The organism is Kitasatospora sp. NPDC057936 (genome assembly GCF_042887525.1).
Classification (GTDB): Bacteria; Actinomycetota; Actinomycetes; order Streptomycetales; family Streptomycetaceae; genus Kitasatospora.
Genome location: NZ_JBHVPD010000047.1, coordinates 1 through 21,183, shown reverse-complemented (window position 1 = coordinate 21,183; position 21,183 = coordinate 1). Strand labels below are relative to the sequence as shown.

The window sequence follows — 21,183 nt, the reverse complement described above, 5'->3', positions numbered from 1 at the left end:
CGCTGCGGGGGCGGCTACTTGACCGAGCCGGCGGTCAGGCCCGAGACGACGTGCCGTTCGATCACCGCGAACAGGACGACGACGGGCACGATCGCGACGAGCGACGCGGCGAACACCTGGTTCCACTGCACGCTGTAGGCGCCGATCATGTTGTTGATCCCGACGGTCAGCGGCTGCCGGTCCGGGGAGGTCGTCAGGGTCAGGCCCATGATGAACTCGTTCCAGGCCGCGATGAACGTGAAGATCACCGCTGTCACCACCCCCGGCAGCGCCAGCGGCAGCGTGACGCGCCACAGCGCGCCCAGCCGCCCGGTGCCGTCGATCCGGGCCGCCTCCTCCAGCTCCACCGGGATGGAGGCGATGTAGGCGCTGAGGATCCAGATCGCGAACGCCAGGTTGAACGCGGCGTTGGCGAGCACCAGCACGAGGACCGTGTCCAGCAGGTCGAGCGCGTAGAACTCGCGGTAGAGGCCCACCTGGAGCGCCGTCGGCTGGAACATCTGCGTGACGAGCACCAGCAGCAGGAACGCCCGGCGCCCCCGGAAGCGGACCCGCGCCGTGTAGTACGCGGCGGGCAGCGCGACCAGCAGCACCAGCAGCGTCGAGCCGCCCGCGACCACCAGGGTCACCTGGAGGTTCTGGCCGAGCGTCGTGTCCCGCCACACCGCGGTGAACGACGACCAGTCGAAGTGGTCCGGCAGGTAGCCGTTGTCGCGCAGCTCGCCGGCCGGGCGGCCCGCCGTGACGAGCATCTCCAGGTACGGCAGCAGGAACAGGGCCGCCAGCGCCCAGGCGGCGGCGGCCGGCAGCAGGGTACGGGGGTCGAAGCGTTTCACTGGCCCTGCTCCTCGTTCCAGCGGCTGACCTTGAGGAAGAGCAGCACCATGACGATGACGGCGGCGAAGTTGACGACGGACATGGCGGCGGATTCGGCGACGTCGTAGCCGCGCAGCATGTACATGAACACGGTGGTGGTGGCGGTGTCGGCGTTGGGTCCGCCCTGGGTCATGCCCCAGATGACGGGGAAGGAGTTGAAGACGTTGATGAGGTTGACGACGAGGGCGACGAGGAAGGCCGGGCGCAGCAGCGGCAGCGTGACGAGCCGGTAGGTCTGGCGGCGGGTGGCGCCGTCGACGCGGGCGGCTTCGTAGACCTCGGTGGGGATGGTCTGGAGGCCGGCGAGGAGGGTGTAGGTGGTGAAGGGGAGGGAGACGAAGACCGCGACGGCGATGAGCCAGGGTTTGGCGTGGGTGGCGTCGCCGAGCCAGGCTTGTGGGCGGTCGATGAGGCCGAGGTCGAGCAGGAGGCGGTTGAGGACGCCGGCGACCTGGTCGAGCATCCAGCGGAAGCCGATCGCGGTCATGAGGACGGAGGCGGCCCAGGGGGCGATGAGGGCCCAGCGGGTGATCCGTCGGCCGGGGAATTCCTGGTTGAAGAGCTGGGCGAGGGCGAGCGAGAGCAGCATGGTCAGGCCGACGACGGCGACCGTCCAGAGCACCGTCCAGCCGAGGACCTCGGGCAGGCGCGGGTCGGCGAACAGTTTGCGGTACTTGGCCAGGCCGGCCGCGCCGTGGTCGGTGCCGGTGGTGTCGATGCGCCGCAGCGAGGTGCGGACCATCTCCACCACCGGCCAGACGACCACGGCGAGGATCAGCAGGACGGCGGGCGCGATCCACGGCACCGGGCCGAGACGGCGCAGGGGGTCCCGGTGGCGCAGCGGGTCCCGGCGGCGCGGTGGGTGCGGCACGGTCACTGGCCGGCCTGGACGGCGGCCTGCTGGAGCGCGTCCAGCGCCTTCTTCGGGTCGCTGACGGCGGTGCCGATCTGCGTCTTGACCTGGGCCGAGACGCCCGGCCAGGTCGGGTCGCTGAGCGGGTAGAAGGTGGCGGTCGGCAGGATGCGCAGGAAGGGCGCGAGCGCCTGCTCGTCGGGGTCGGCCTGGAGGGCGGTGAGCGCGGACTTCGTGACCGGCAGCAGGCTGTACTCCTTGGCGAACTTCACCGCGTTGTCCTTGGCGTAGGCGAAGTCGAGGAAGGCCTTGACCTGCTCCTTGTGGCCGCCCTTCTTGAAGGCCATGACCCAGTCGGCCACCCCGAGCGTGGACGGGCTCGCGCCGTCCTTCCCGGGCATCGCGGTCCAGCTGACGTCCATGGTCTTGACGTCGCCCAGCAGGGTGGGGATGCCGTTGAGCATGCCGACCTTGCCGGACGCGAAGTCCTTGGTGAGGTCGGTGCGGTTGACGGCCGCCGGGCTCTGCTCGGTCAGGCCCGCGTCGACCCAGGACTTCAGCTGGGTGAACGTGGCCACGTTGGCGGGGGAGTTGATGGCGTACTTGCCGCCCGCGTCCTGGTAGCCGCCGTGGTTGCCGAGCATCCAGATGAACGACTCGCCCTGCGCCTCCTCCTTGCCGAGCGGCACCCCGAGCGGCACCTCGACGCCCGCCTTCTTGAGGGCGGTCGCGGCGGCGGTGACGTCGTCCCAGGTCTTCGGCGGATTGGCGGGGTCGAGACCGGCCTTGCGGAAGAGCGTGTTGTTGATCAGGAACATCCGGGCGCTGGAGACGAACGGGACGCCGTACTGGGTGCCGTCCTGCACGCCGGCCTTCGCGAGGGCCGGGACGAAGTCGTCGGCGGTGGCTGCGGAGAGGACGTCGCCTGCCGGGTAGAGCATGCCGTTCTTCGCGTAGTCGGCGTAGCCGCCGGTCTGCAGGAGGTCGGGCTGGTTGCCGTTCTGGACCATGGTCTTGACCTGGGTGTCGAGGTCGTTCCAGTTGATGACCTGGAGGTCCACCCTGACCTTGGGGTTCTGCTGCTCGAACGCGGATATGACGCCCTGCCAGTACGCCTGGCTCGGGTTCTGCCCGTTGGAGCCGTAGTCGGCGGCGACGAACCGGATCGTGGTGACGCCGTCGGCGGACGTGCCGCCGGAGCCGGAGCCCTTGCTGCACGCCGACAGGGCGAGCGTGCCGGCCAGGGTGGCCGCCGACAGGGCGAGGAGAGGCCGCTTCATGTGCAGGACCGCCTTTGCGAGTCTACGAACTGCGTGAAGTTGTGCGATCGCGCAGATCACCAATCAAGTTCGATCAGTAGCGTGCCCAGAGTGTGCCCCGTTGGCGATGGCCATGACGGGCGCGTTATCGAAGTGTTGCCGTACGGGCCGTGGCGAGAAGGCACCCTTCCGTGTGACTGGAACTGCGTGTAGCCTCGCCGCCGGTTGCTCAATCTTGATCTGTTGGGCGTGAAGTGCGGCAGATTTGAGCAGAAGTGCCGTGGGAGCTGTTGGCGCCGTAGGCGGGGAGGCCCTTGTGAGTCACGTCAACCAGAGTCACGTCAACCGGAGTCACGTCAACCAGAGTCACGTCAATCGGAGTCACGTCGAGCGTGAGATCGCGGATCAGCCGGACTGCTGGCGGCGGGCGTCGGAACTGGACCCGGCCGGGCTGCCCGAACCGGGCGAGCGGGTGGCCGTCATCGGCTGCGGCACCTCGCTCTACGTCGCCCAGGCCTACGCGGCGCTGCGCGAGGCCGCCGGCCACGGCGAGACGGACGCCTTCCCGGCCTCCGAGTACCCGGCCGACCGCCGCTACGACCGGCTCCTCGCCCTCAGCCGCTCCGGAACCACCACCGAGGTGCTGACCGCGCTCGCGCGCGCCGACCGCACACCCCGCACCGCGATCACCGGCGACCCCACGACCCCGATCAGCGCCGTCGCCGACACCGTCGTCGACCTGGCCTTCGCGGACGAGGAGTCGGTGGTCCAGACGCGCTTCGCCACCACCACCCTCGCCCTGCTGCGCGCCCGGCTCGGCCACGCCCCGGCCGACCTGCCCGCCCAGGCCGAACGGGCGCTGGCCGCCGACCTGCCCGAAGGCGCCCTCGACGCACGGCAGTTCACCTTCCTCGGCACCGGCTGGACCGTCGGTCTCGCGCACGAGGCGGCGCTGAAGCTGCGCGAGGCCTCCGGCTCGTGGACGGAGTCCTACCCGGCGATGGAGTACCGGCACGGCCCGATCAGCGTCACCGCTCCGGACACCGTCGTCTGGTTCTTCGGCGAGCCGCCGGCCGGACTCCTCGACCAGGTCCGCGAGATCGGCGCGACCACCTCCGTCACCGGCCTGGACCCGCTCGCCGACCTGATCCGCGCCCAGCGGCTCGCCGTCGAACTCGCCAAGGCCCGCGGCCTCGACCCCGACCGGCCGCGCCACCTCACCCGGTCGATCGTCCTCACCCGGCCGTGACCACGGTCATCGCGCTCGACGTCGGCGGCACCTGGGTCAAGGGCGGCGCGGCCGGCCCGGACGGCCGCCTGCGGGCCGCCACCCGCCGCCCCACCGGCGCCGAGCACGGCCCGGAGGCAGTACTCGCGACGGTGCTCGCCACCGCCCGCGAACTCGCCGACCACTACCGCCCGGTGGCGGCCGGCGTCGCGATCCCCGGCATCGTCGACGAGCCGGCCGGCCGGTCGGTCGGTGCTCGCCGCGAACCTCGGCTGGCACCGGCTGCCCGTCCGCGACCGGCTCGCGGAGGAACTCGGCGTCCCCGTCGCCCTCGCCCACGACGTCCGGGCCGGCGGCCTCGCCGAAGCCCGCCTGGGGGCCGGTCGGGGCAGCGGCAATTTCCTGTTCGTCCCGGTCGGCACCGGCGTCGCGGCGGCCCTGGTCGTCGACGGCCGCCCGCTGACCGGCAGCCACGCCAAGGCCGGTGAACTCGGCCACCTCCCGGTGGAACTCGCCGCCGGCGAACCGTGCGGGTGCGGCGGCCGGGGCTGCCTGGAGACAGTCGCGTCGGCCGCCGCGATCGCCCGCCGCTACACCCGCAGGACCGGCCGCACCGGGACGGACGCCAAGGAGGTCGCCGAACGCGCCCGCACCGGCGACTTCGCGGCGGTCACCGTCTGGCGCGAGGCCGTCGACGCCCTCGCGGAAGGCCTCGCCGCCGCCGTCACCCTGCTCGACCCCGAGCGCATCGTGATCGGCGGCGGCCTCGCCGAAGCGGGCGAACTCCACCTGGCCCCGCTCCGGACCGCCCTCGCGGCCCGCCTGACGTTCCAGACCGTCCCCGAGATCGTCCCCGCCGAACTGGGCCCCCGCGCCGGCTGCCAGGGCGCAGCCCTCCTGGCCCGCGAACTGGCGGCGGAGACGGGGACGTGACGGGCGTGGAGGGGGCGTGCGCGGAGGGGGCGTGCGCGGGAAGTCGGCCGGTTCGACTTCCCGCGCTGCGCGAGTGTCCGATCGGCCGCTGCGGAGCCGGTGTCGCCCGCCCCCGCCCCCGCCACCCCGACCCGAGGAGTCCCCGATGCCCCTGACCGGTACCGGTGCCATCGTCGCCCCCGCAGTCGCCTACGGCCGGGGGGTCGGGGCGTTCAACGTCATCCAGCTGGAGCACGCGCAGGCCATCGTGACGGGGGCCGAGGCGGTCGGGGCGCCGGTGGTCCTCCAGCTCAGCGAGAACGCCGTCCGCTACCACGGCGCCCTCGCGCCGGTCGCCGCCGCGACGCTCGCGCTCGCGCGGCGGGCGACCGTTCCCGTGGCCGTCCACCTCGACCACGCGACGTCCGCCGGACTCGTCGCCGAGGCCGTCGACCTGGGCTTCTCCTCGGTCATGTTCGACGCCTCCGCGCTCGCCCACGCCGACAACCTCCGCCGGACCGCCGAGGTCGTGGCCCGCTGTCACGCGGCCGGGGTCTGGGTGGAGGCGGAGCTGGGGGAGATCGGCGGCAAGGACGGCGTCCACGCGCTGGGGGTGCGCACCGATCCGGACGAGGCGGCCGACTTCGCCGCCGGGACGGGCGTCGACGCGCTGGCCGTCGCCGTCGGCTCCTCGCACGCGATGGCCACCCGGGACGCCGTCCTCGACTTCGCCCTCATCGCGCGGCTGCGCGAGGCCGTGCCGGTGCCGCTCGTGCTGCACGGGTCCTCGGGCGTCGCGGACGAGGACCTGACCCGGGCCGTCGAGCACGGCATCACGAAGGTCAACATCGCCACCCAGCTCAACCGGGTGTTCACCGCCTCCGTCCGGCGCGCCCTCGCGGACGACGTGCGGCTCGTGGACACCCGCCGCTACCTCGGGGCCGGCCGCGCCGCGACGGCCGCCGAGGTCGCCCGCCTGCTCACCGTCCTCCGGGCGAACCCTTCCTGAGGACGGTGAGCGGACGGGCGGCCAACACAGACGCCCCCCGACGAGACGCCCCCCGACGAACGGAAGGTGACACGCCCCATGCCGTCCATGCGCCACCGCTTACGCCGCCCGCACCCCCGAGGCGTCCTGACCACCGTGCTCGCGCTGCTGTGCGCGCTGCTCGGCGCCGTCCCCGCGGCCCGCGCCGCGACGCCGTCGGCGGGCACGCTCTCGCCCGGCCACCGCACGGTGACCTGGCAGAGCCCCACCTACGCCAACGGCGCCGTGCCCGACCCCGCGCACTGCCCGAGCGCCGCCGCCGACCCGGACGGCAAGGTCTGCGACCGCTTCTCGATCACCGTGGACGTCCCGGCCGGCTACTGGCAGGGCCACCCCGACGGCGGCGTGCCGGTCTCGATCAGCTGGCCCGACCCGACCATGGAGTTCGACCTCTACGTCTACGACGGCGCGGGCCGCAAGGTCGCCGAGAACCAGACCGGCGCCGTCCCCACCACCGCCGTGATCCCGGACGCGTCGGGCACCTACCAGGTGCTGGTGGTGCCCTACTCCGTCAAGAACTCCTCCTACACCGCGACCGCGCTGCTCCCCGAGCCCACCACCGTCGGCGACGCGACCGGCATCGCCCGGGACGGCGACGGCTACCTGATCCAGGCGGGCGCGACGGCCCGCGCCCGCGTGGACTTCACCACCGAGGACGCCTTCCGCCTGCAGTTCAGCCCGGACGGCACCTTCACGGCCCCGCCCGTCGGCGAGATGATCGCGACGACTCCGCCCACCCTCAAGACGGTCGAGGAGCGCGACGAGGGCGACTACTACGCGATCAGCTCCGCGCACCTCACCCTGCGCGCGTACAAGCAGCCGCTGCGCTTCGCGCTCTACACCGACGACGACACCAAGCGCGTCTGGGAGGAGACCCGCGGCCTCACCTGGACCCAGGACGCGATGCAGCAGACCCTCGCCCGCGGGCCGCAGGAGCAGTTCTACGGCGCGGGCGAGCAGAACGGCTCGTTCTCCCACCGGGGCAGGACCGTCCACGTCGCCAACGACTACAACTGGAACGAGGGCGGGTTCAACAACTCCCAGCCCTTCTACCTCTCTTCGGCCGGCTACGGCGTCTTCCGCCACACCTACGCCCCCGGCACGTACACCTTCGGCGACCCGGTGCAGACGTCCGAGCGCGAACGCCGCTTCGACGGCTACTACTTCTACGGCCCGGACCTCAAGAACATCATCGGCGCCTACACCGACCTCGTCGGCAAGCCCTTCATGCCGCCCGTCTACGGCCTCGAACCGGGCGACTCCGACTGCTACCTGCACAACGCCAACCGCGGCGAGCGGCACACCCTGGACGCCCTCAAGGTCGCCGACGGCTACACCGCCAACCAGCAGCCGCTCGGCTGGATGCTCGTCAACGACGGCTACGGCTGCGGCTACGAGAACCTCCAGCAGACCGGCCAGGGCCTGCGCGACCACCAGATGCAGCTGGGCCTGTGGACGTCGACCGGCCTGCCCAACCAGGGCGAGGAGGTCAAGGCGGGCGTGCGGGTGCGCAAGCTGGACGTCGCCTGGGTCGGCCCCGGCTACAAGTTCGCGCTGGACGGCTGTCTGAAGGCCAAGGACGGCATCGAGCAGAACAGCGACGCCCGCGGCTTCGTCTGGCTCCCCGTCTCCTGGGCCGGCGCACAGCGCTGCGGCGTGCTGTGGAGCGGCGACCAGAAGGGCACGTACGACTACGTGCGCTGGCAGATCCCGACGTACGCGGGCGCGGCCATGTCCGGCATCGCGTACAACACCGGTGACGTGGGCGGCATCTTCGGCAGCGACCCGAAGGTGGAGACCCGGGACCTGGAATGGAAGACCTTCGTCCCGGCCATCATGACCATGGACGGCTGGGCGGCCGCCGACAAGCAGCCGTGGCGGGCGGGCGAGCCGTACACCTCGGTCAACCGGCGCTACCTCCAGCTCAAGGAGCGCCTGCTGCCGTACTTCTACACGCTCGCCGAGGAGGCGCACCGCACGGGCGTCGGCGCGGTGCGGCCGCTCGTGCTGGAGTACCCGGACGACCCGAACACGTGGGGCGACGCGGCGAAGTACGAGTTCATGAGCGGCAGCGACTTCCTCGTCGCGCCGGTGTACGACAACTCGTCCGTCCGCAACGGCATCTACCTGCCGAAGGGCACGTGGGTGGACTACTGGACGGGCAAGACGTACGAGGGCCCGACCACGGTCAACGGCTACCAGGCGCCGCTGGACACCCTGCCGCTGTTCGTCCGGGCCGGAGCCGTCGTGCCGATGTGGCCGCAGGGCACGCTGTCGTGGCAGACCCGCGACACCGGCCGGCTCTCCTACGACGTCTACGCCAAGGGCGGCGAGTCCTCCTTCACGCTCTACGAGGACGACGGCACGACGCGCGCGCACGAGCAGGGCGCGGGTGCCACCCAGGAGGTGTCGGTCCGCTCGGTCGGGCGCGGGCACGGCGTGACCACCGTGGACGTGGGCCCGAGCGTGGGCGACTACACGGGCAAGCCGGCCGCGCGCGCCTACGAGTTCACCGTCCACGCCGGGGCCGGGCCGGGCGCGGTGCTCCTGGACCACGAGCCGCTGGACGGCTACTCCTCGCAGGCCGGGCTGGACGCGGCGGGCGCGGGGTGGTTCTACGACGCGGCGGCGGGCGTGGTGCACGTGAAGACGCCGCAGCAGCCGACGGACTCGGGCTTCTCGCTGCTCCTGGCGGGAGCCGGACCGCTGGCGGGCTGAGCCTGGTCGAGCCGGGCTGAGCCGGGGGAGGGCGGAGGTCTTCGGGCCTCCGCCCTCCCCCCTTCTTCGTCTCGGCGAACTTGTTCGTAACGAACATGTTCGTTACCGTGGAGAGGACAGCGACCCGAAGGAGCGGACATGACCCAGCGCAACCCGGCCCCCGTCCCCGCCCACGTCCCGATCGCCGTCCTCGGAGCCGGCCTCGGCGGCCTGACCCTCGCCCGCGTGCTCCACGTTCACGGTGTCGAGGCCGCCGTGTTCGACCTGGAGGCGTCCCCCGAGGCCCGCACCCAGGGCGGCATGCTCGACATCCACGAGGAGTCCGGCCAGCGCGCCCTGCACGCGGCCGGCCTGTACGACGGCTTCCGCGCCCTCGTCCACGAGGGCGGCGAGGCCATGCGGCTGGTCGCCCCGGACGGCACCGTCCGGCTCGACGCCCCGGACGACGGCACCGGCGGCCGCCCCGAGGTGGACCGCGGCGCCCTGCGCGACCTCCTCCTCGGCTCCCTCCCCGCCGGGACGGTCCGCTGGGGCCGCAAGGCCACCGGCGTCCGGGCGCTCGGTGACGGCCGCCACGAGGTCGCCTTCGCCGACGGCGGCACCCTCACCACCGACCTGCTGATCGGTGCCGACGGCGCGTGGTCGCGGGTCCGCCCGCTGCTGTCCGACGCCGTCCCCGCCTACACCGGCATCTCCTTCGTCGAGGCCGACCTGCACGACGCCGCCGTCCGTCACCCCGAGGCCGCCGCGCTCGTCGGCGGCGGGTTCTTCATGGCGCTCGCCGAGGACCGCGGCTTCCTCGGCCACCTCGAAACGGACGGCAGCATCCACGTCTACACCGCCCTGCGGGTGGGGGAGGAGTGGCTGGACGGCCTCGGCGCCGCTGATCCGTCAGCGGTCAAGCGGGCCGTCCTCGCCGAGTTCGACGGTTGGTCCGACGGCCTGCGCGCCCTCGTCGCCGACGCCGACGGGCCGCTCGTCGGGCGCCGCATCCACGCCCTGCCGGTCGGCCACCGCTGGGAGCGCGTCCCGGGCGTCACGCTCCTCGGCGACGCCGCCCACCTGATGTCCCCGTTCGCGGGCGAGGGCGCCAACCTCGCCATGCTCGACGGCGCCGAACTGGGCGCGGCGATCGCCGCCCACCCCGGCGCCGCCGAGGCGGCGCTCGCGGCGTACGAGCGGGAGCTGTTCCCGCGCAGCGAGGCCTCGGCGGCGGAGTCGGCGGCCAACCTGGAGCGGATGTTCGGGCCGGACGGGCTCCAGGGGATGCTCGACCTGGTCACCGGGCCCGCGGCCTAAGGTGGGCGGCATGAGCAGCACCCCGACGCCCCGCCCCCGCAGCCGCCGCGAACGCCCGGCCAAGCCGGCCCTCACCTACGAGGGCATCGTCGCCGCCGCCGTCCGGATCCTGGAGGCCGAGGGACTGCAGCGGGTGACCATGCGCCGCCTCGCGCAGGAGCTCGACACCGGCCCGGCCTCGCTCTACGTGTACGTCGCCAACACGGCCGAGCTGCACGCGGCGATCCTGGAGGAGTTCCTCGGCGCGGTGGACCTCGCGCCGGTGCGGGCGGCCGGCGACTGGCGCGAGCGCCTGGCGGCCGTCCTCGGCTCGTACACCGGGGTGCTGTTCCGGCATCCGGCGCTCGCCCACACCGCACTCGTCACCCGCCCGTCGGGCCCGCACTACCTCGCCGTCGTGGAGGCGCTCCTCGCGCTGCTGCACGAGGGCGGCGTGCCGGACAGGCAGGCGGCCTGGGGTGTGGACGTCCTGCTGCTCGTGGCCACCGCGACGGCCGCCGAACAGTCCGCCCGCGACGCCGACCCGGGCGCCGAGGCCGAACACACCGCCCTCGCCGAAACCCTGCTCGCCGCCACCGCCCCCGAGCACCCCCGCATCGCGGCCCTCGGCCCCGCCCTGCTCGCCGGCACCCCGGAGGACCGCCTCGCGTGGACCTTCCGCATGGTGATCAACGGGACGGCCGCCACCCCGCGTTAGTGCCCGTCAGTTGCCGTAGGGCTTCTTCTCCCGGGCCTCGCGCAGGGCCTGTCCCCACCAGCCGAGCTGGTTGAACAGCGTGGTCGCGGCGGCCGTCGCGCCGACGGGCTCCTTCAGCGCGCCGGTCTCGTCGAAGAGCCCCCAGCAGTTGTGGAAGCTGACCACGTCACGGACGGTCACGGAGTGCATCTCGGCGAAGACCTGCCGCAGTTGCTCCACCGCCCGCAGGCCACCGGACAGGCCGCCGTAGGAGACGAAGCCGACCGGCTTGGCCGCCCACTCCTTCCCGTGCCAGTCGATCAGGCTCTTCAGCGAGGCCGGGAAGCTGTGGTTGTACTCCGGGGTGACCACGATGAAGGCATCCGCCTCGGCCAGCCGCGGCGAGACCCCGGCCAGCACCTGCGCAACCTCCTTGCCGGGGTTGTGGGACAGCTCGTGCGGCAACGGGTGGTCGGCGAGGTCGATCGCATCGACCAGCAGGTCGTCCCGCTCCTTGGCGAGCGAGGCGACCCAGTTGGCGACGGTCGGCCCGAACCGGCCGTCCCGGACGCTACCGGTGATGACGGCGAGACGGAGGGGCGTGGCGGACATGGGGAACTCCTCGACAGTCGGATCTGCGCGCCCCGCTGCGGGGCGACGTCCATATGATCGAAGTTCAAGCGCACTTGACGTCAAGCCCCGTCCGGCCGCGGCGGCAGCTGTCAAGGAAGCCTGCTCCTCCTCCGTCGATGCGACCGGTCGTCACTACGGGGGTTCCGGCGCAGGGGTCCGGTTCGGGTTGCTCGGGCCGCTGCTGCTCGCCGGCCCGGAGGTGCGAACGCTGCTGCCCTCCTCCTGTGCTTGCCCTGCTGGACTCGTGGCGGGGCGAGCCGTTCGCCGCCGTGCCGGTGCTCGCCGCCTCTGCCCCCAGGCCACCCAGCGGCGCGACACCCGGCTCGCCCTGCTGGAACGCGGAAACCCGTCCTCTGGCGTTCCGGCGGCACGGCGATAACATGAGTACTCCTCATGTTTGCCTCGGGAGGCTGCCATGCCGAACCGCCTCGACCTGCCCTCCGGATTCCGCTGGGGTGCCGCCACCGCCGCCTACCAGATCGAGGGGGCGGTGGAGGAGGACGGCCGCGGCCCGTCCGTCTGGGACGTCTTCACCGCGCGCCACGGCGCCGTCCGGGACGGGCACACGGGAGCGGTCGCCTGCGACCACTACCACCGGTACGCCGAGGACATCGCCCTGATGAAGGGCCTCGGGCTGGACGGCTACCGCTTCTCCATCGCCTGGTCCCGCATCCTGCCCACCGGCACGGGGCCTGTGAACCCCGCCGGCCTGGCCTTCTACGACCGCCTGGTCGACTCCCTCCTGGAAGCCGGCATCACCCCGCTGCCCACCCTCTTCCACTGGGACCTCCCACAGACTCTGGAGGACGCCGACGGCTGGCTCAACCGCGAGACGGCGTACCGCTTCGCCGAGTACGCCACCCTCGTGGCCGACCGCCTCGGCGACCGGATCCCCGCCTGGATCACCCTCAACGAGCCCTTCGTCCACACCGTCTTCGGCTACGCCCTGGGCACCCACGCCCCCGGCCGCACCCTCATGTTCGAGGCCCTGCCCGCGGCCCACCACCAGCTCCTCGCCCACGGCCTGGCCGCCTCGCTGCTCCACGAGCGGGGCCTGGAGGTGATGCTGTCCAACAACCTCACCCCGGTGTGGCCGGCCTCCTCGTCACCCGAAGACGCAGCCGCCGCCGAGGCCTACGACGCCCTGCACAACCGCCTGTTCACCGACCCCGTCCTCCTCGGCCGCTACCCCGACCTCTCCGCCCTGGGCGTCCCCGACGACATCTACGGCGCCGTCCGCGACGGCGACCTCGACCTCATCCACACCCCGCGCCTGGACGGCCTCGGCCTCAACTACTACAACCCCACCCGCGTCGCCGCCCCCACCTCCCCGGGCCTGCCCTTCGACCTCGTCGACATCCCCGAGGCCCCCCACACCGCCTTCGGCTGGCCCGTCGTCCCCGACGGCCTGCGCCAACTCCTGGCCAGCCTGCGGAAGATGTACGGCGAAGCCCTCCCGCCCATCACCATCACCGAAAACGGCTGCTCCGTCGACGAGTCCACCACCCCCGACCACCCCCGCATCGACTTCCTCGCCACCCACCTCGACGCCCTCGCCCAAGCCATCGCCGAGGGCGCCGACGTCCGCGGCTACTACACCTGGTCCCTCCTCGACAACTTCGAGTGGGCCGAGGGCTACCACCAGCGCTTCGGCCTCGTCCACGTCGACTTCGCGACGCAGCGCCGCACGCCGAGGGCGTCGTACGCCTGGTACCGCGACCTGATCGCCACCCACCGGGCCCGGGGTGAGCGGTAGTCGGGGGCTGGGCTGTTGTGGCACCCGCCGGACTCGATTCAGGTCCGGTCGGGCTCTGCGAAGCATCTTTCGTGGCTGAGTGCGGCTTGGCGCGGCGTGTGGATCCGTGCCTGCGGCTGGGGGTCGGTGGAACCCGGTGGATTACGTAGTCGGAATGCGTAGTTCTACTGACGCCCGTGGGCCCCGTCGCCGGGGAGGCTTGCCCGGGGTGACAGGAGCAATCAAGAAGCGGATTACCTAGCGACCCTTGTCGGCGGCACGTGAATGCCGTCCGGGGAATCCGCGCGAGGCCGCTTCTGACAGAGCACTCCAGCCGAATTCAAGGGCTGCCTGAATTTCCACAAGTGACACACAGTGAGGCGAATCCCTGCCCATGCCTGCAGACGATCTCCACCACGCCGCATCGCCGCCACCCGCCTTTCAGCCCCTCCAGGCGGACGACCCGACCGAAGTAGCCGGTTACCGGTTGTACGCGCGTCTGGGGGCCGGCGGGATGGGCCGGGTCTACCTCTCCTACACGCCCGGCGGACGCCCGGTGGCCCTCAAGGTGGTCCGCCCCGAGTTCGCCGAGGACCCCGAGTTCCGCCGCCGGTTCACCCGGGAGGTGGCCAACGCTCAGCGGATCCACGGCCTGTACGCCGCCCAGGTGATCGACGCCGGTACCGAGGCCGACACCCCCTGGCTGGTCACCGCCTACGTGCCGGGCCCCTCGCTGCAGCAGGTGGCGCGCGAGCACGGCGGGCTGCCGGTGCGCACCGTGCTGCTGCTGCTCGGCGGCATCGCCGAGGCGCTGCAGGCGATCCACAGCGTCGACGTGGTGCACCGCGACCTGAAGCCCGCCAACGTGATGGTCGCCGCCGACGGTCCGCGGGTGATCGACTTCGGCATCGCCCGGGCCGCTGACACCACCGCGCTGACCGGCACCGGGGTCCGGATCGGCTCGCCCGCCTACATGGCGCCCGAGCAGGCCCAGGGCCGCCCGGTCACCCCCGCCACTGACGTCTTCGCGCTGGGCGCGCTGGCCGCCTATGTGGCCGGCGGCGTGCAGCCGTTCGGCGAAGGGCCGGAGACCGCGGTGCTCTACCGGGTGGTGCACGAGCCACCGGAGCTGGACGCGGTGCCCGCCGAGCTGCGCGCGCTGCTGGAGCGTTGTCTGGCCAAGTCGCCCGAGGACCGTCCCACGCCTGCCGAGATCATCGAGCTCGTCCGCAACCGCCCCGAGATCGGTGGGCAGTTGCGGTTCGCCGACGACTGGCTCCCCGCGCCGGTGGCCACCGAGATCATCCGCCGTTCCGACCTGCCCAGGACACTGCCGACCCCCACCGTCCTGGACTCGGTGCCCTCGCTCGGTACCCCGACGCCGGCGGCGGTTCCCCCACCACCGCTCAGTGAGATGCCCACCGCACGTGCGCAATATCCGGAGCAGACCGTTCCGATCGCCGGGGCTGCGCCGCCCCTCGCACCGCCGCAGGCCAAGGCGAAAGGCGTTTCCTGGAAGACCCTGGTGACCATCGCCGTGGTGGTGGCGCTCGGCGGCTCGCTGGCCGGGGTGCTGCTGACCCGGCACGACACGTCGACCACCAGCGGCAGCGACGTCGCCCAGGCCCCGGCCGCCGCGAAGTCCCCGGTCGCGTCGACGACGGCTCCCGCATCGACGGCTCCCGCAACCGCGCCCACCAGCGCGGCCACCGGTGCGCCCACCAGCGCGGCCGCCGGTGCGGCCAGCGCCGGCGCCTCGTCGGCCGGTGGCGCGCCCAGCGCACCCGGCTCGGTCGGCGGCGGCTCGGCGCCCGCGACGGCGGGGAGCTACACCCCGGTGGTGAACAAGGTCGAACTGACGATCCCGGCCAGCCTGTACGCCAGCCAGGCCTACCAGGTCGACCTGGCAGGCGGGAAGACGGCCCCTGCCGTCACCGCTCCCAAGTGGGCCCTCGCCCTGACGCACCAGAGCCCCACCGGTGGCGTCTCGGCCGACTCCTTCCGCGCGGCCGGCTTCGACCTCTCCGACTTCGCCGTGCTGACCGACCCGTCGTCCACCCCGGCCCAGTGCAACGCCGCGATCGACACCCAGCCCAGAGCCGACGTCGGCTTCGCCCAGGTGAACGGCGGCCGGTTGCTCTGCATCCGCGACCGCACCGCCAACAGCATCGCGATCGCGACCATCGAGACCGCCGACGTACAGACCGGCGAGGTCAAGCTCTCGCTGAGCACCTGGCAACGCAGCTCCTGACCCCGTCCGAGGGGGGAGGTAGCGGGCGGAGCAGCCGTTGGGCGACGACTCCCTCATGCCGTGTCGGGTGCCTCGCCGAGCAGGGCGCGGGTGAGGCTCGCCCGGTTGGAGACACCGAGTTTGCGGTAGACCCGGCCGAGGTGGGTGTCGACCGTGCGCACGCTGAGGAACAGCGTGCCGGCGATCTCTCCGCTGGTCAGGCCGGTGCCGGCGAGGCGGGCGATCTCCTGTTCCCGTCCGGTGAGCAGGGCCAGCCCGGCCGGATCCGCCCCGCTCCGGGCATCGGACGGGACGAGGGCGGAGGGAGCAGCGGACGAAGCCAGCGCGGTGAACAACCGGGCGCGCTGGTGGGAGACTTCGTCGGCCAGCCGGGCCGAGCCGCACTGGTGGGCCAGCGCCGCGGCCTGGTCGAGCCACCCGGCCACCTGCTCGGTCCGCAGGCCGTCCAGCGTGAGCGCGGCCACCGCGACCAGCGTGCGGCCCATCTCGATGCGCTCACCGCCGACGGTGAAGTCCGCGACCGCCGCCAGCCCGCTGAGCCGAGCCTGCTCGACGTCCCCGCGCATCCGGTGGGCCCACATGCGTGTGCGCCCGGCGTACCCGCGACGGTTGGCGGAGGGCAGCTCGTCGACCCGGGCCTCGGCGAGGTGCGCCCAGTGCTCGGCCATCGTCCGGTCCCCCTCGGCAATCGCAGCCTGCGTCAGGGTCTCGTAGCAGCGTGGTTGCCACCAGGCAGTGACCCGGGGCAGGTGGACGCCGCCTGCGGCGTCCAGCAGCAGCCGGCTCGCCCGGGCCGGATCCCCGGTGATCAGCACGAGTTCGGCATGGGAGCAGCGGACGTTGACGGCCCAGGCGGTGGACTGACCGTCGGCGAGCGCCGCCGCGCGATCGGCCGACGCGAGCACCTCGCGCACCTCGGCGGAGCCGCCCCGCCACAGCAGGACCTGCGAGCGGAGCACCGCCAGCACTGCCCGGATCGCCGGGTTGCCGTCGAACTCGGTGTGCCGGTCGGCCTCGTCGAGCGTGGCCAGCGTGCGGCGCAGGTCCCCGCAGCGCAGCTGGGTGCCGGCCAGCGCCATCAGCAGCGCGGGCTGGATGTACGTCTGCCCGGTGCGCCGGGACAGCGCCGCGCCCCGGGTGAGGTGACGCTCGGCGGCGGCCAGGCGTCCGAGGGTCCCTTCGGCCGTGCCCACGTGGTACAGCGCCTCAAGATTGGTCAGGAGGGTGGCGTCGGAGACGGCGTCGACGAGTTCGACCGCGCTGTCCGCGGTGCGGTCGGCCGCGGCGAGGTCCCCGGTGAACAGGTGGGCGAGCGACGCCTGGGCCAGGGACTTGGCCTCATTGACCCGGTCGTGGTTCCGGCGGGCGATCGCGGCGGCCGTCTCGGCGTGCTGCCGACAGCTCTCGTAGTCCTGCAGGTCGTAGGCGCAGTCGGCGAGTTCGGAGTGCAGGGCGGCCGCCGCGGCGCAGTCGCGGTCGGCCAGGGCCGTGAGCCCGGCACGCGCCACGGCGCCGGCCTCGCTGTAGCGGCCGAGTTGCCGTTCGGCCCGGCTCGCGTCGGCGAGTGCGGTCACGGCGTGGTTTCCGTGCGGCGGTCGGCCGGCCGCCGGTCGGCGCAGCGTGTCGAGCATCGCCCGGCTCTCGGTGGCGTCGCCGGTCAGCAGCCGCGTCTGCGCGAGCAGCACCTGCGCTTCGTGCCAGTGCTGCCCACCCTCCCGGAGCAGCGGCAGTATGACCTCGAGATACCCGGCCGACACAGCGGGGGAGGTGTGCAGCGCGTCTCGCGAGGCGGCGATCAGGGTGGTGAGGTGCTCCGGCTCGTTCGGGTCGAGGGACCGCGCCACATGGTGGGCCCGCCGGGCGATCGGCACCGCGAGCTTGGCCAGCGCGGCCGCCGAGCGGCGGTGCAGGTCCCGGCGCCGGCTGGGTTCGATCTGCTGGTACACGACCGCACCCACCGCCGGGTGACGCAGGACCATCTTCGCTCCGGCGTTGGCCGGCCGTACCAGGTCGAGGCCGGTGAGCAGGTCCAGAGCCCGCATGGTCTCGGGCAACTCCAGCCCCAGCGCGGCGGCGAGCAGCTCCGGGTGGAACGAGTGGTCGAACACCGCCGCGGCGTGGAGCACGGTGCGCGCGGTGTCATCGAGGCCGGCCAGCTCACCGAGGATCGCCGTACCGGCCGCGGCCATCGCCTGGCCGTCGGAGGCCATGATCGTGAGGTACTGCGGATTGCCCTGGCCCTCGTGGTGGAGCTTCTCCAGGTCGGGACGCTCGCCGAGCAACTCCCTGGTCGCTGCCGGGGAGAGCGGCCCGAGCTGCCACACGTCGAGCAGGCCGGCGGATATCGCGCGGGACAGCACGGCGGCGAGCGCGGGCGAGAGCTGGCGCTGCCGGTAGGCGAGCAGACAGAGCAGCGGGCCGTTGGCGGTCGCCTGGAGCACCCGCTCCAGGCCCGGGATCCGATCGGCCGCAAGATGGTGCAGGTCGTCCACGGCGACCACCGCCGCGCCGTCCCGCGTCACCTGCTCGCGCACGTCGCAGGGCTCGTCCAGCAGCGACCGCAGGCCCGGGAGCGCGGGTGCGCTCGCGTACTGCCCCTGGGCCGTGTCCACCCGGACCCCGGCGGCCCTGGCGTGTGCGACGGCCGTGGACATCAGCGCGCTCTTTCCGATGCCCGGCTCCCCGACCAGTGCGATCGCCCGTCCGCCCGCCGTCGTCAGGTCACCCAGCACCTCCAGCAGCGTCTCGATCTCCCCCGCCCGCCCGAATAGTTGACGCCCTCTGGCAGCCATCCTCCAGGCCGGCGAACCCTCGAGGATGGATCCGCCGTCCTGCATTCCATCCGACATGACCGGCACATTAGTCGCAGCGAACGACAGAATCACCAGCCCTTCACGGCGCTCGCATGCTTGACGACACGTGACCAGCCCTACCAGGCCACTTGGCCGTGGTCATTCGCCGAAGCCGTAGGAGTCCGGCCCGCCTCTTCGGCTCCGGAGCGGAGCCGAAGAGGCGGGCCGTTCGAGGGTCAGGCGGTCGGCGGGCCGTACTCGTCGTGGCGGCGCAGCCAGTGGGTCTCCTCGCCCTCCTCGTGCCGGCCCAGCGGCGTCCGGTCGAGGAGGCCGTAGTAGGCCATGGCGGGCTCAAGGCCGCGTGCGGTGGTGACGTACGTCCGGTGGACGGTGCCGTTCGAGAGCGCGTAGGCGCTCAGCCCGGGTCCCTCGGTGACGTACCCGGGCACGTCGGTGCCGCAGGCCTCCGCCATCTGCCGGACGGTCGGCGGGATGTCGCCAGCGAGGAACGGCCCCAGCTCCTCCGCGGTGTACTGGAAGCCGAGGTCGCGGTGGAAGTCGCTGCCGGCGGTGGAGACCCAGTCGAAGCCCCAGCCCATCCGCTCCCGGTAGGCGAGGAGCTTGGCGATCGGCGCCCGCGAGGAGCAGATCAGCGTCACGTCGCGGGCTTTGAGGTGGACCGCGTTGGGGTCGAGGGTGTCCGCGATCGAGGAGCAGACCGGGCATCCGGCCTCGTACGGCGGGCCGAACATGAAGTGGTAGACAAGCAGCTGCGAGCGCCCGCCGAAGAGGTCCGCGAGCGACTTGGTCCCGCCCTCGGTCTCGAAGCCGTAGTCCTTCTCGACCGGCACCCAGGGAAGCTCCCGCCGCTTCCGCGCGAGCTCGTCACTTCGTCGGGTGAGCTTCTTCTCCTCCGCGAGCAGCTCCGCTCGCGCCGCCTCGAACTCCTCCTGCGTGCCGATCCTGTGCTCGGGCATGACCTTTCCCTCCTGTGTGGGAGCAGAACGCCACATCGCGGCGTGCGGTCACCCGCAGTGGCAGCCGGCCGTGCCTGCCACCGGCTACCCGTCCGGCCATACATCCACCGTACGCGCGCGGCGGCGGGTGCTCGAAGCCAAGCCGAATCGCCTGTGCGGTGACGTGATCGCGCGGCGGGATCCCCGGTCCCTCCGGGGCCGTCAGCGCGGGGCCGACCCGGCGGGGAACGGGGCGCCGTGACCCGGGACGATGACGTGGGCCCCGCTGACCCCGTACGCCCCGGTCGGTCGAGGGTTGCCACCAGCGCTTCGGTCTCGTCCACGTCGACTTCGCGCCGCAGTGCCGCAGCGCCGCACCCCGAGGGCGTCGTACCCCATCCACCGCGACCTGATCGCCACCTACCGGGGGCGCCGGCCGCGGTGGATGGCGCTTCGAAGGTTTCGGTCCGGGGACGCAATTCTGTCGGTGGCGGTCGTCATGTCCTCGGGCTGCCCGGTTCCTAGGGTGGAGGCACTGGGAGACACCGGACGCGTCGGTCCGGACGGTGTGGCACGTGGTTGCCGGAGTCGTTCGTCCCCGCCGTTTCGCGCATCCGAGGAGCACCATGACCGCCACGCTGACCGCCATCTCTCCCGCGCACGCCGTCCGCGAGCTGACCGTCGTGGGGCCGGAGGGTCTCGTCGAGCTGGCCGTTCCGGTCACCGTCCCGGTCGTGGGGCTCATTCCGGCGCTGGTCCGGTGCGTTGCCGGAAGCCAGGCCGGTGACGGGGACTGGGCGCTGCGGCGTCTCGGCGGTGCTCCGCTCGAACCCGGTGACACGGCCGTTTCGCTGGGGCTGCGGGACGGGGAGGTCCTGCACCTGTCCTGCTCGGCTGTCGTCGGCTAGCCGGTCAAGCCCTCTGCCGTCCACCAGGCCCTGGGATCGTCGCAGCCTCCGACCGCGAGCCGCTCGCCGTAGCCCTGCTCGACGAGGCAGCCGCCCCGGTGGGCGTGGATCCGGAGCCGGGTGGTGGACCGCCCGGCGGGGGCGGCGCCGGGTGTGGTCCACCGGGGAGGGGCGGTGACGTCCGCGAACGTCCATGACTGGTCCGGGCTCGCCTGCTCCGGGCTGCTCCCGGCCCGCTCGTGTGCGAGGTAGACCGAGCCGTCCGGATCCGTGGTGAGCACCAGGGGGCCGGTCCCGTCGTCACCGGTGCTCGGCAGGAGCGACTGGAGGACGAGTTCGTCGCCGGCGGCGGGCCGTACGAGCCACTCCTGGTTCTCCTCGGCGTTCTCCGGCATCGCGGTCACTGCGGCGCCGTCGGCGGCGTGCGAGGCGTCCGCCCCGAAGGCCGTCATCCTCAGTCCGGACTGGTCGGCCGTCAGGTTGCCGAGCCCGCGCAGTGTTCGGGAGACCGGAGGGGCAGGGGCGGCCGCACCTTCGGGTCCGGCGGCCAGGCCGGCGAGCAGGAGGCAGGGGAGCAGGAGGCAGGGGAGCAGGGCGAGCGCGGCGGTGGCCTTGGTGGCGGCGAGCGCGGGTCGGTAGGTCAACTCGGCTGATCCTCGGTGGAGTTCGATGGCGAGGGGCCGCCCACCGGAGCGAACCGGTGAGCGGCCCCTCGCCGTGTGGGGACGCGATCAGCTCCTGGGTGAACCGTCGGTCAGCTGCGCCTGGATGGACGTCATCACGGCGGCATCGGTCAGGGTGGTGGTGTCGCCGACTTCGCGGCCTTCGGCGATGTCGCGCAGGAGGCGGCGCATGATCTTGCCGGAGCGGGTTTTGGGGAGTTCGCCGACGACCTTGATCTGCTTGGGTTTGGCGATGGGGCCGAGGGTGCGGCCGACGTGGGTGCGCAGTTCGTCGACGAGGTCGGGGGTTTCGGTGATGCCGCCGCGCAGGATGACGAAGGCGACGATGGCCTGGCCGGTGGTGGGGTCGGTGGCGC

At 72.8% G+C, this 21,183-nt stretch carries 15 protein-coding genes and 2 pseudogenes; 9 read left to right on the top strand and 8 right to left on the bottom strand.

The window, feature by feature from the left end; all coding sequences use genetic code 11:
• Positions 1–14 precede the first annotated feature (14 nt).
• From ACFVU9_RS23855 to ACFVU9_RS23845, 3 genes are read right to left on the bottom strand one after another with little or no spacing between them, the layout of a single operon-like run.
• Positions 15–857, bottom strand: a complete 843-nt coding sequence (locus ACFVU9_RS23855; protein WP_387596467.1) for a carbohydrate ABC transporter permease — start codon at positions 855–857, stop codon at positions 15–17.
• The gene (locus tag ACFVU9_RS23850) at positions 833–1,753 is read right to left on the bottom strand and encodes a carbohydrate ABC transporter permease (protein ID WP_387596370.1); all 921 of its coding nucleotides are present in this window, start codon (positions 1,751–1,753) and stop codon (positions 833–835) included. Before ACFVU9_RS23850 ends, ACFVU9_RS23855 begins: the two co-directional genes overlap by 25 nt.
• A complete protein-coding gene (locus ACFVU9_RS23845; RefSeq protein WP_387596367.1) occupies positions 1,750–3,009 on the bottom strand; it encodes an extracellular solute-binding protein in 1,260 nt (419 codons plus the stop codon). The genes ACFVU9_RS23850 and ACFVU9_RS23845 overlap by 4 nt, the downstream gene beginning before the upstream one ends.
• 376 nt (positions 3,010–3,385) lie before the next feature.
• Here ACFVU9_RS23845 and ACFVU9_RS23840 point away from each other — a divergent pair, with 376 nt between their 5' ends.
• From ACFVU9_RS23840 to ACFVU9_RS23815, 6 genes and pseudogenes are all read left to right on the top strand, one after another.
• On the top strand, positions 3,386–4,237 hold the full coding sequence (locus tag ACFVU9_RS23840) for an SIS domain-containing protein (protein WP_387596464.1): 852 nt from the start codon (positions 3,386–3,388) through the stop codon (positions 4,235–4,237).
• Positions 4,238–4,468: 231 nt separating this feature from the next.
• Entirely contained in the window at positions 4,469–5,149 is a 681-nt protein-coding gene (locus ACFVU9_RS23835; protein WP_387596364.1) for an ROK family protein, read from the top strand.
• A gap of 145 nt (positions 5,150–5,294) precedes the next feature.
• Entirely contained in the window at positions 5,295–6,137 is an 843-nt protein-coding gene (locus tag ACFVU9_RS23830) for a ketose-bisphosphate aldolase (protein ID WP_387596361.1), read from the top strand.
• 417 nt (positions 6,138–6,554) lie between these two features.
• Positions 6,555–8,891: pseudogene (locus tag ACFVU9_RS23825) on the top strand (TIM-barrel domain-containing protein); the annotation flags it as partial.
• 141 nt (positions 8,892–9,032) lie between these two features.
• Positions 9,033–10,193, top strand: a complete 1,161-nt coding sequence (locus ACFVU9_RS23820; protein WP_387596358.1) for an FAD-dependent oxidoreductase — start codon at positions 9,033–9,035, stop codon at positions 10,191–10,193.
• Positions 10,194–10,203: 10 nt separating this feature from the next.
• Positions 10,204–10,890: a TetR/AcrR family transcriptional regulator gene (locus ACFVU9_RS23815; RefSeq protein WP_387596355.1), complete on the top strand. Its 687-nt coding sequence runs from the start codon at positions 10,204–10,206 to the stop codon at positions 10,888–10,890.
• 6 nt (positions 10,891–10,896) lie between these two features.
• On the opposite strand, the gene ACFVU9_RS23810 is transcribed toward ACFVU9_RS23815, so the two are convergent.
• Positions 10,897–11,481, bottom strand: coding sequence for an NADPH-dependent FMN reductase (locus ACFVU9_RS23810; protein ID WP_387596352.1), 585 nt, complete (start codon positions 11,479–11,481; stop codon positions 10,897–10,899).
• A gap of 436 nt (positions 11,482–11,917) precedes the next feature.
• On the opposite strand from ACFVU9_RS23810, the gene ACFVU9_RS23805 reads away from it, so the two are divergent.
• Together ACFVU9_RS23805 and ACFVU9_RS23800 are read left to right on the top strand one after the other, a co-directional pair.
• Positions 11,918–13,258, top strand: a complete 1,341-nt coding sequence (locus tag ACFVU9_RS23805) for a GH1 family beta-glucosidase (protein WP_387596349.1) — start codon at positions 11,918–11,920, stop codon at positions 13,256–13,258.
• Between the two features lie 373 nt (positions 13,259–13,631).
• Complete coding sequence (locus tag ACFVU9_RS23800) at positions 13,632–15,488, top strand: serine/threonine-protein kinase (protein ID WP_387596346.1); 1,857 nt, start codon at positions 13,632–13,634, stop codon at positions 15,486–15,488.
• A gap of 53 nt (positions 15,489–15,541) precedes the next feature.
• On the opposite strand, the gene ACFVU9_RS23795 is transcribed toward ACFVU9_RS23800, so the two are convergent.
• The gene (locus ACFVU9_RS23795) at positions 15,542–18,280 is read right to left on the bottom strand and encodes a LuxR C-terminal-related transcriptional regulator (RefSeq protein ID WP_387596343.1); all 2,739 of its coding nucleotides are present in this window, start codon (positions 18,278–18,280) and stop codon (positions 15,542–15,544) included.
• 236 nt (positions 18,281–18,516) lie between these two features.
• Positions 18,517–19,257 (bottom strand): DUF899 domain-containing protein, encoded by a 741-nt coding sequence (locus ACFVU9_RS23790; protein ID WP_387596340.1) that lies wholly within the window; start codon positions 19,255–19,257, stop codon positions 18,517–18,519.
• 605 nt (positions 19,258–19,862) lie between these two features.
• On the opposite strand from ACFVU9_RS23790, the gene ACFVU9_RS23785 reads away from it, so the two are divergent.
• A complete protein-coding gene (locus tag ACFVU9_RS23785) occupies positions 19,863–20,144 on the top strand; it encodes an EsaB/YukD family protein (protein ID WP_387596337.1) in 282 nt (93 codons plus the stop codon).
• On the opposite strand, the gene ACFVU9_RS23780 is transcribed toward ACFVU9_RS23785, so the two are convergent.
• The gene (locus ACFVU9_RS23780) at positions 20,141–20,788 is read right to left on the bottom strand and encodes a hypothetical protein (RefSeq protein WP_387596334.1); all 648 of its coding nucleotides are present in this window, start codon (positions 20,786–20,788) and stop codon (positions 20,141–20,143) included. The genes ACFVU9_RS23785 and ACFVU9_RS23780 overlap by 4 nt on opposite strands.
• Positions 20,789–20,875: 87 nt before the next feature.
• Positions 20,876–21,183: pseudogene (locus ACFVU9_RS23775) on the bottom strand (acetyl-coenzyme A synthetase); the annotation flags it as partial.

What these genes read in the sequence shown, in the direction of transcription:
- ACFVU9_RS23845 (WP_387596367.1), bottom strand. Translation starts at nt 3,009, where the DNA reads ATGAAGCGGCCTCTCCTCGCCCTGTCGGCGGCCACCCTGGCCGGCACG.
- ACFVU9_RS23830 (WP_387596361.1), top strand. Translation starts at nt 5,295, where the DNA reads ATGCCCCTGACCGGTACCGGTGCCATCGTCGCCCCCGCAGTCGCCTAC.
- ACFVU9_RS23820 (WP_387596358.1), top strand. Translation starts at nt 9,033, where the DNA reads ATGACCCAGCGCAACCCGGCCCCCGTCCCCGCCCACGTCCCGATCGCC.
- ACFVU9_RS23815 (WP_387596355.1), top strand. Translation starts at nt 10,204, where the DNA reads ATGAGCAGCACCCCGACGCCCCGCCCCCGCAGCCGCCGCGAACGCCCG.
- ACFVU9_RS23810 (WP_387596352.1), bottom strand. Translation starts at nt 11,481, where the DNA reads ATGTCCGCCACGCCCCTCCGTCTCGCCGTCATCACCGGTAGCGTCCGG.
- ACFVU9_RS23805 (WP_387596349.1), top strand. Translation starts at nt 11,918, where the DNA reads ATGCCGAACCGCCTCGACCTGCCCTCCGGATTCCGCTGGGGTGCCGCC.
- ACFVU9_RS23800 (WP_387596346.1), top strand. Translation starts at nt 13,632, where the DNA reads ATGCCTGCAGACGATCTCCACCACGCCGCATCGCCGCCACCCGCCTTT.
- ACFVU9_RS23795 (WP_387596343.1), bottom strand. Translation starts at nt 18,280, where the DNA reads ATGGCTGCCAGAGGGCGTCAACTATTCGGGCGGGCGGGGGAGATCGAG.
- ACFVU9_RS23790 (WP_387596340.1), bottom strand. Translation starts at nt 19,257, where the DNA reads ATGCCCGAGCACAGGATCGGCACGCAGGAGGAGTTCGAGGCGGCGCGA.
- ACFVU9_RS23785 (WP_387596337.1), top strand. Translation starts at nt 19,863, where the DNA reads ATGACCGCCACGCTGACCGCCATCTCTCCCGCGCACGCCGTCCGCGAG.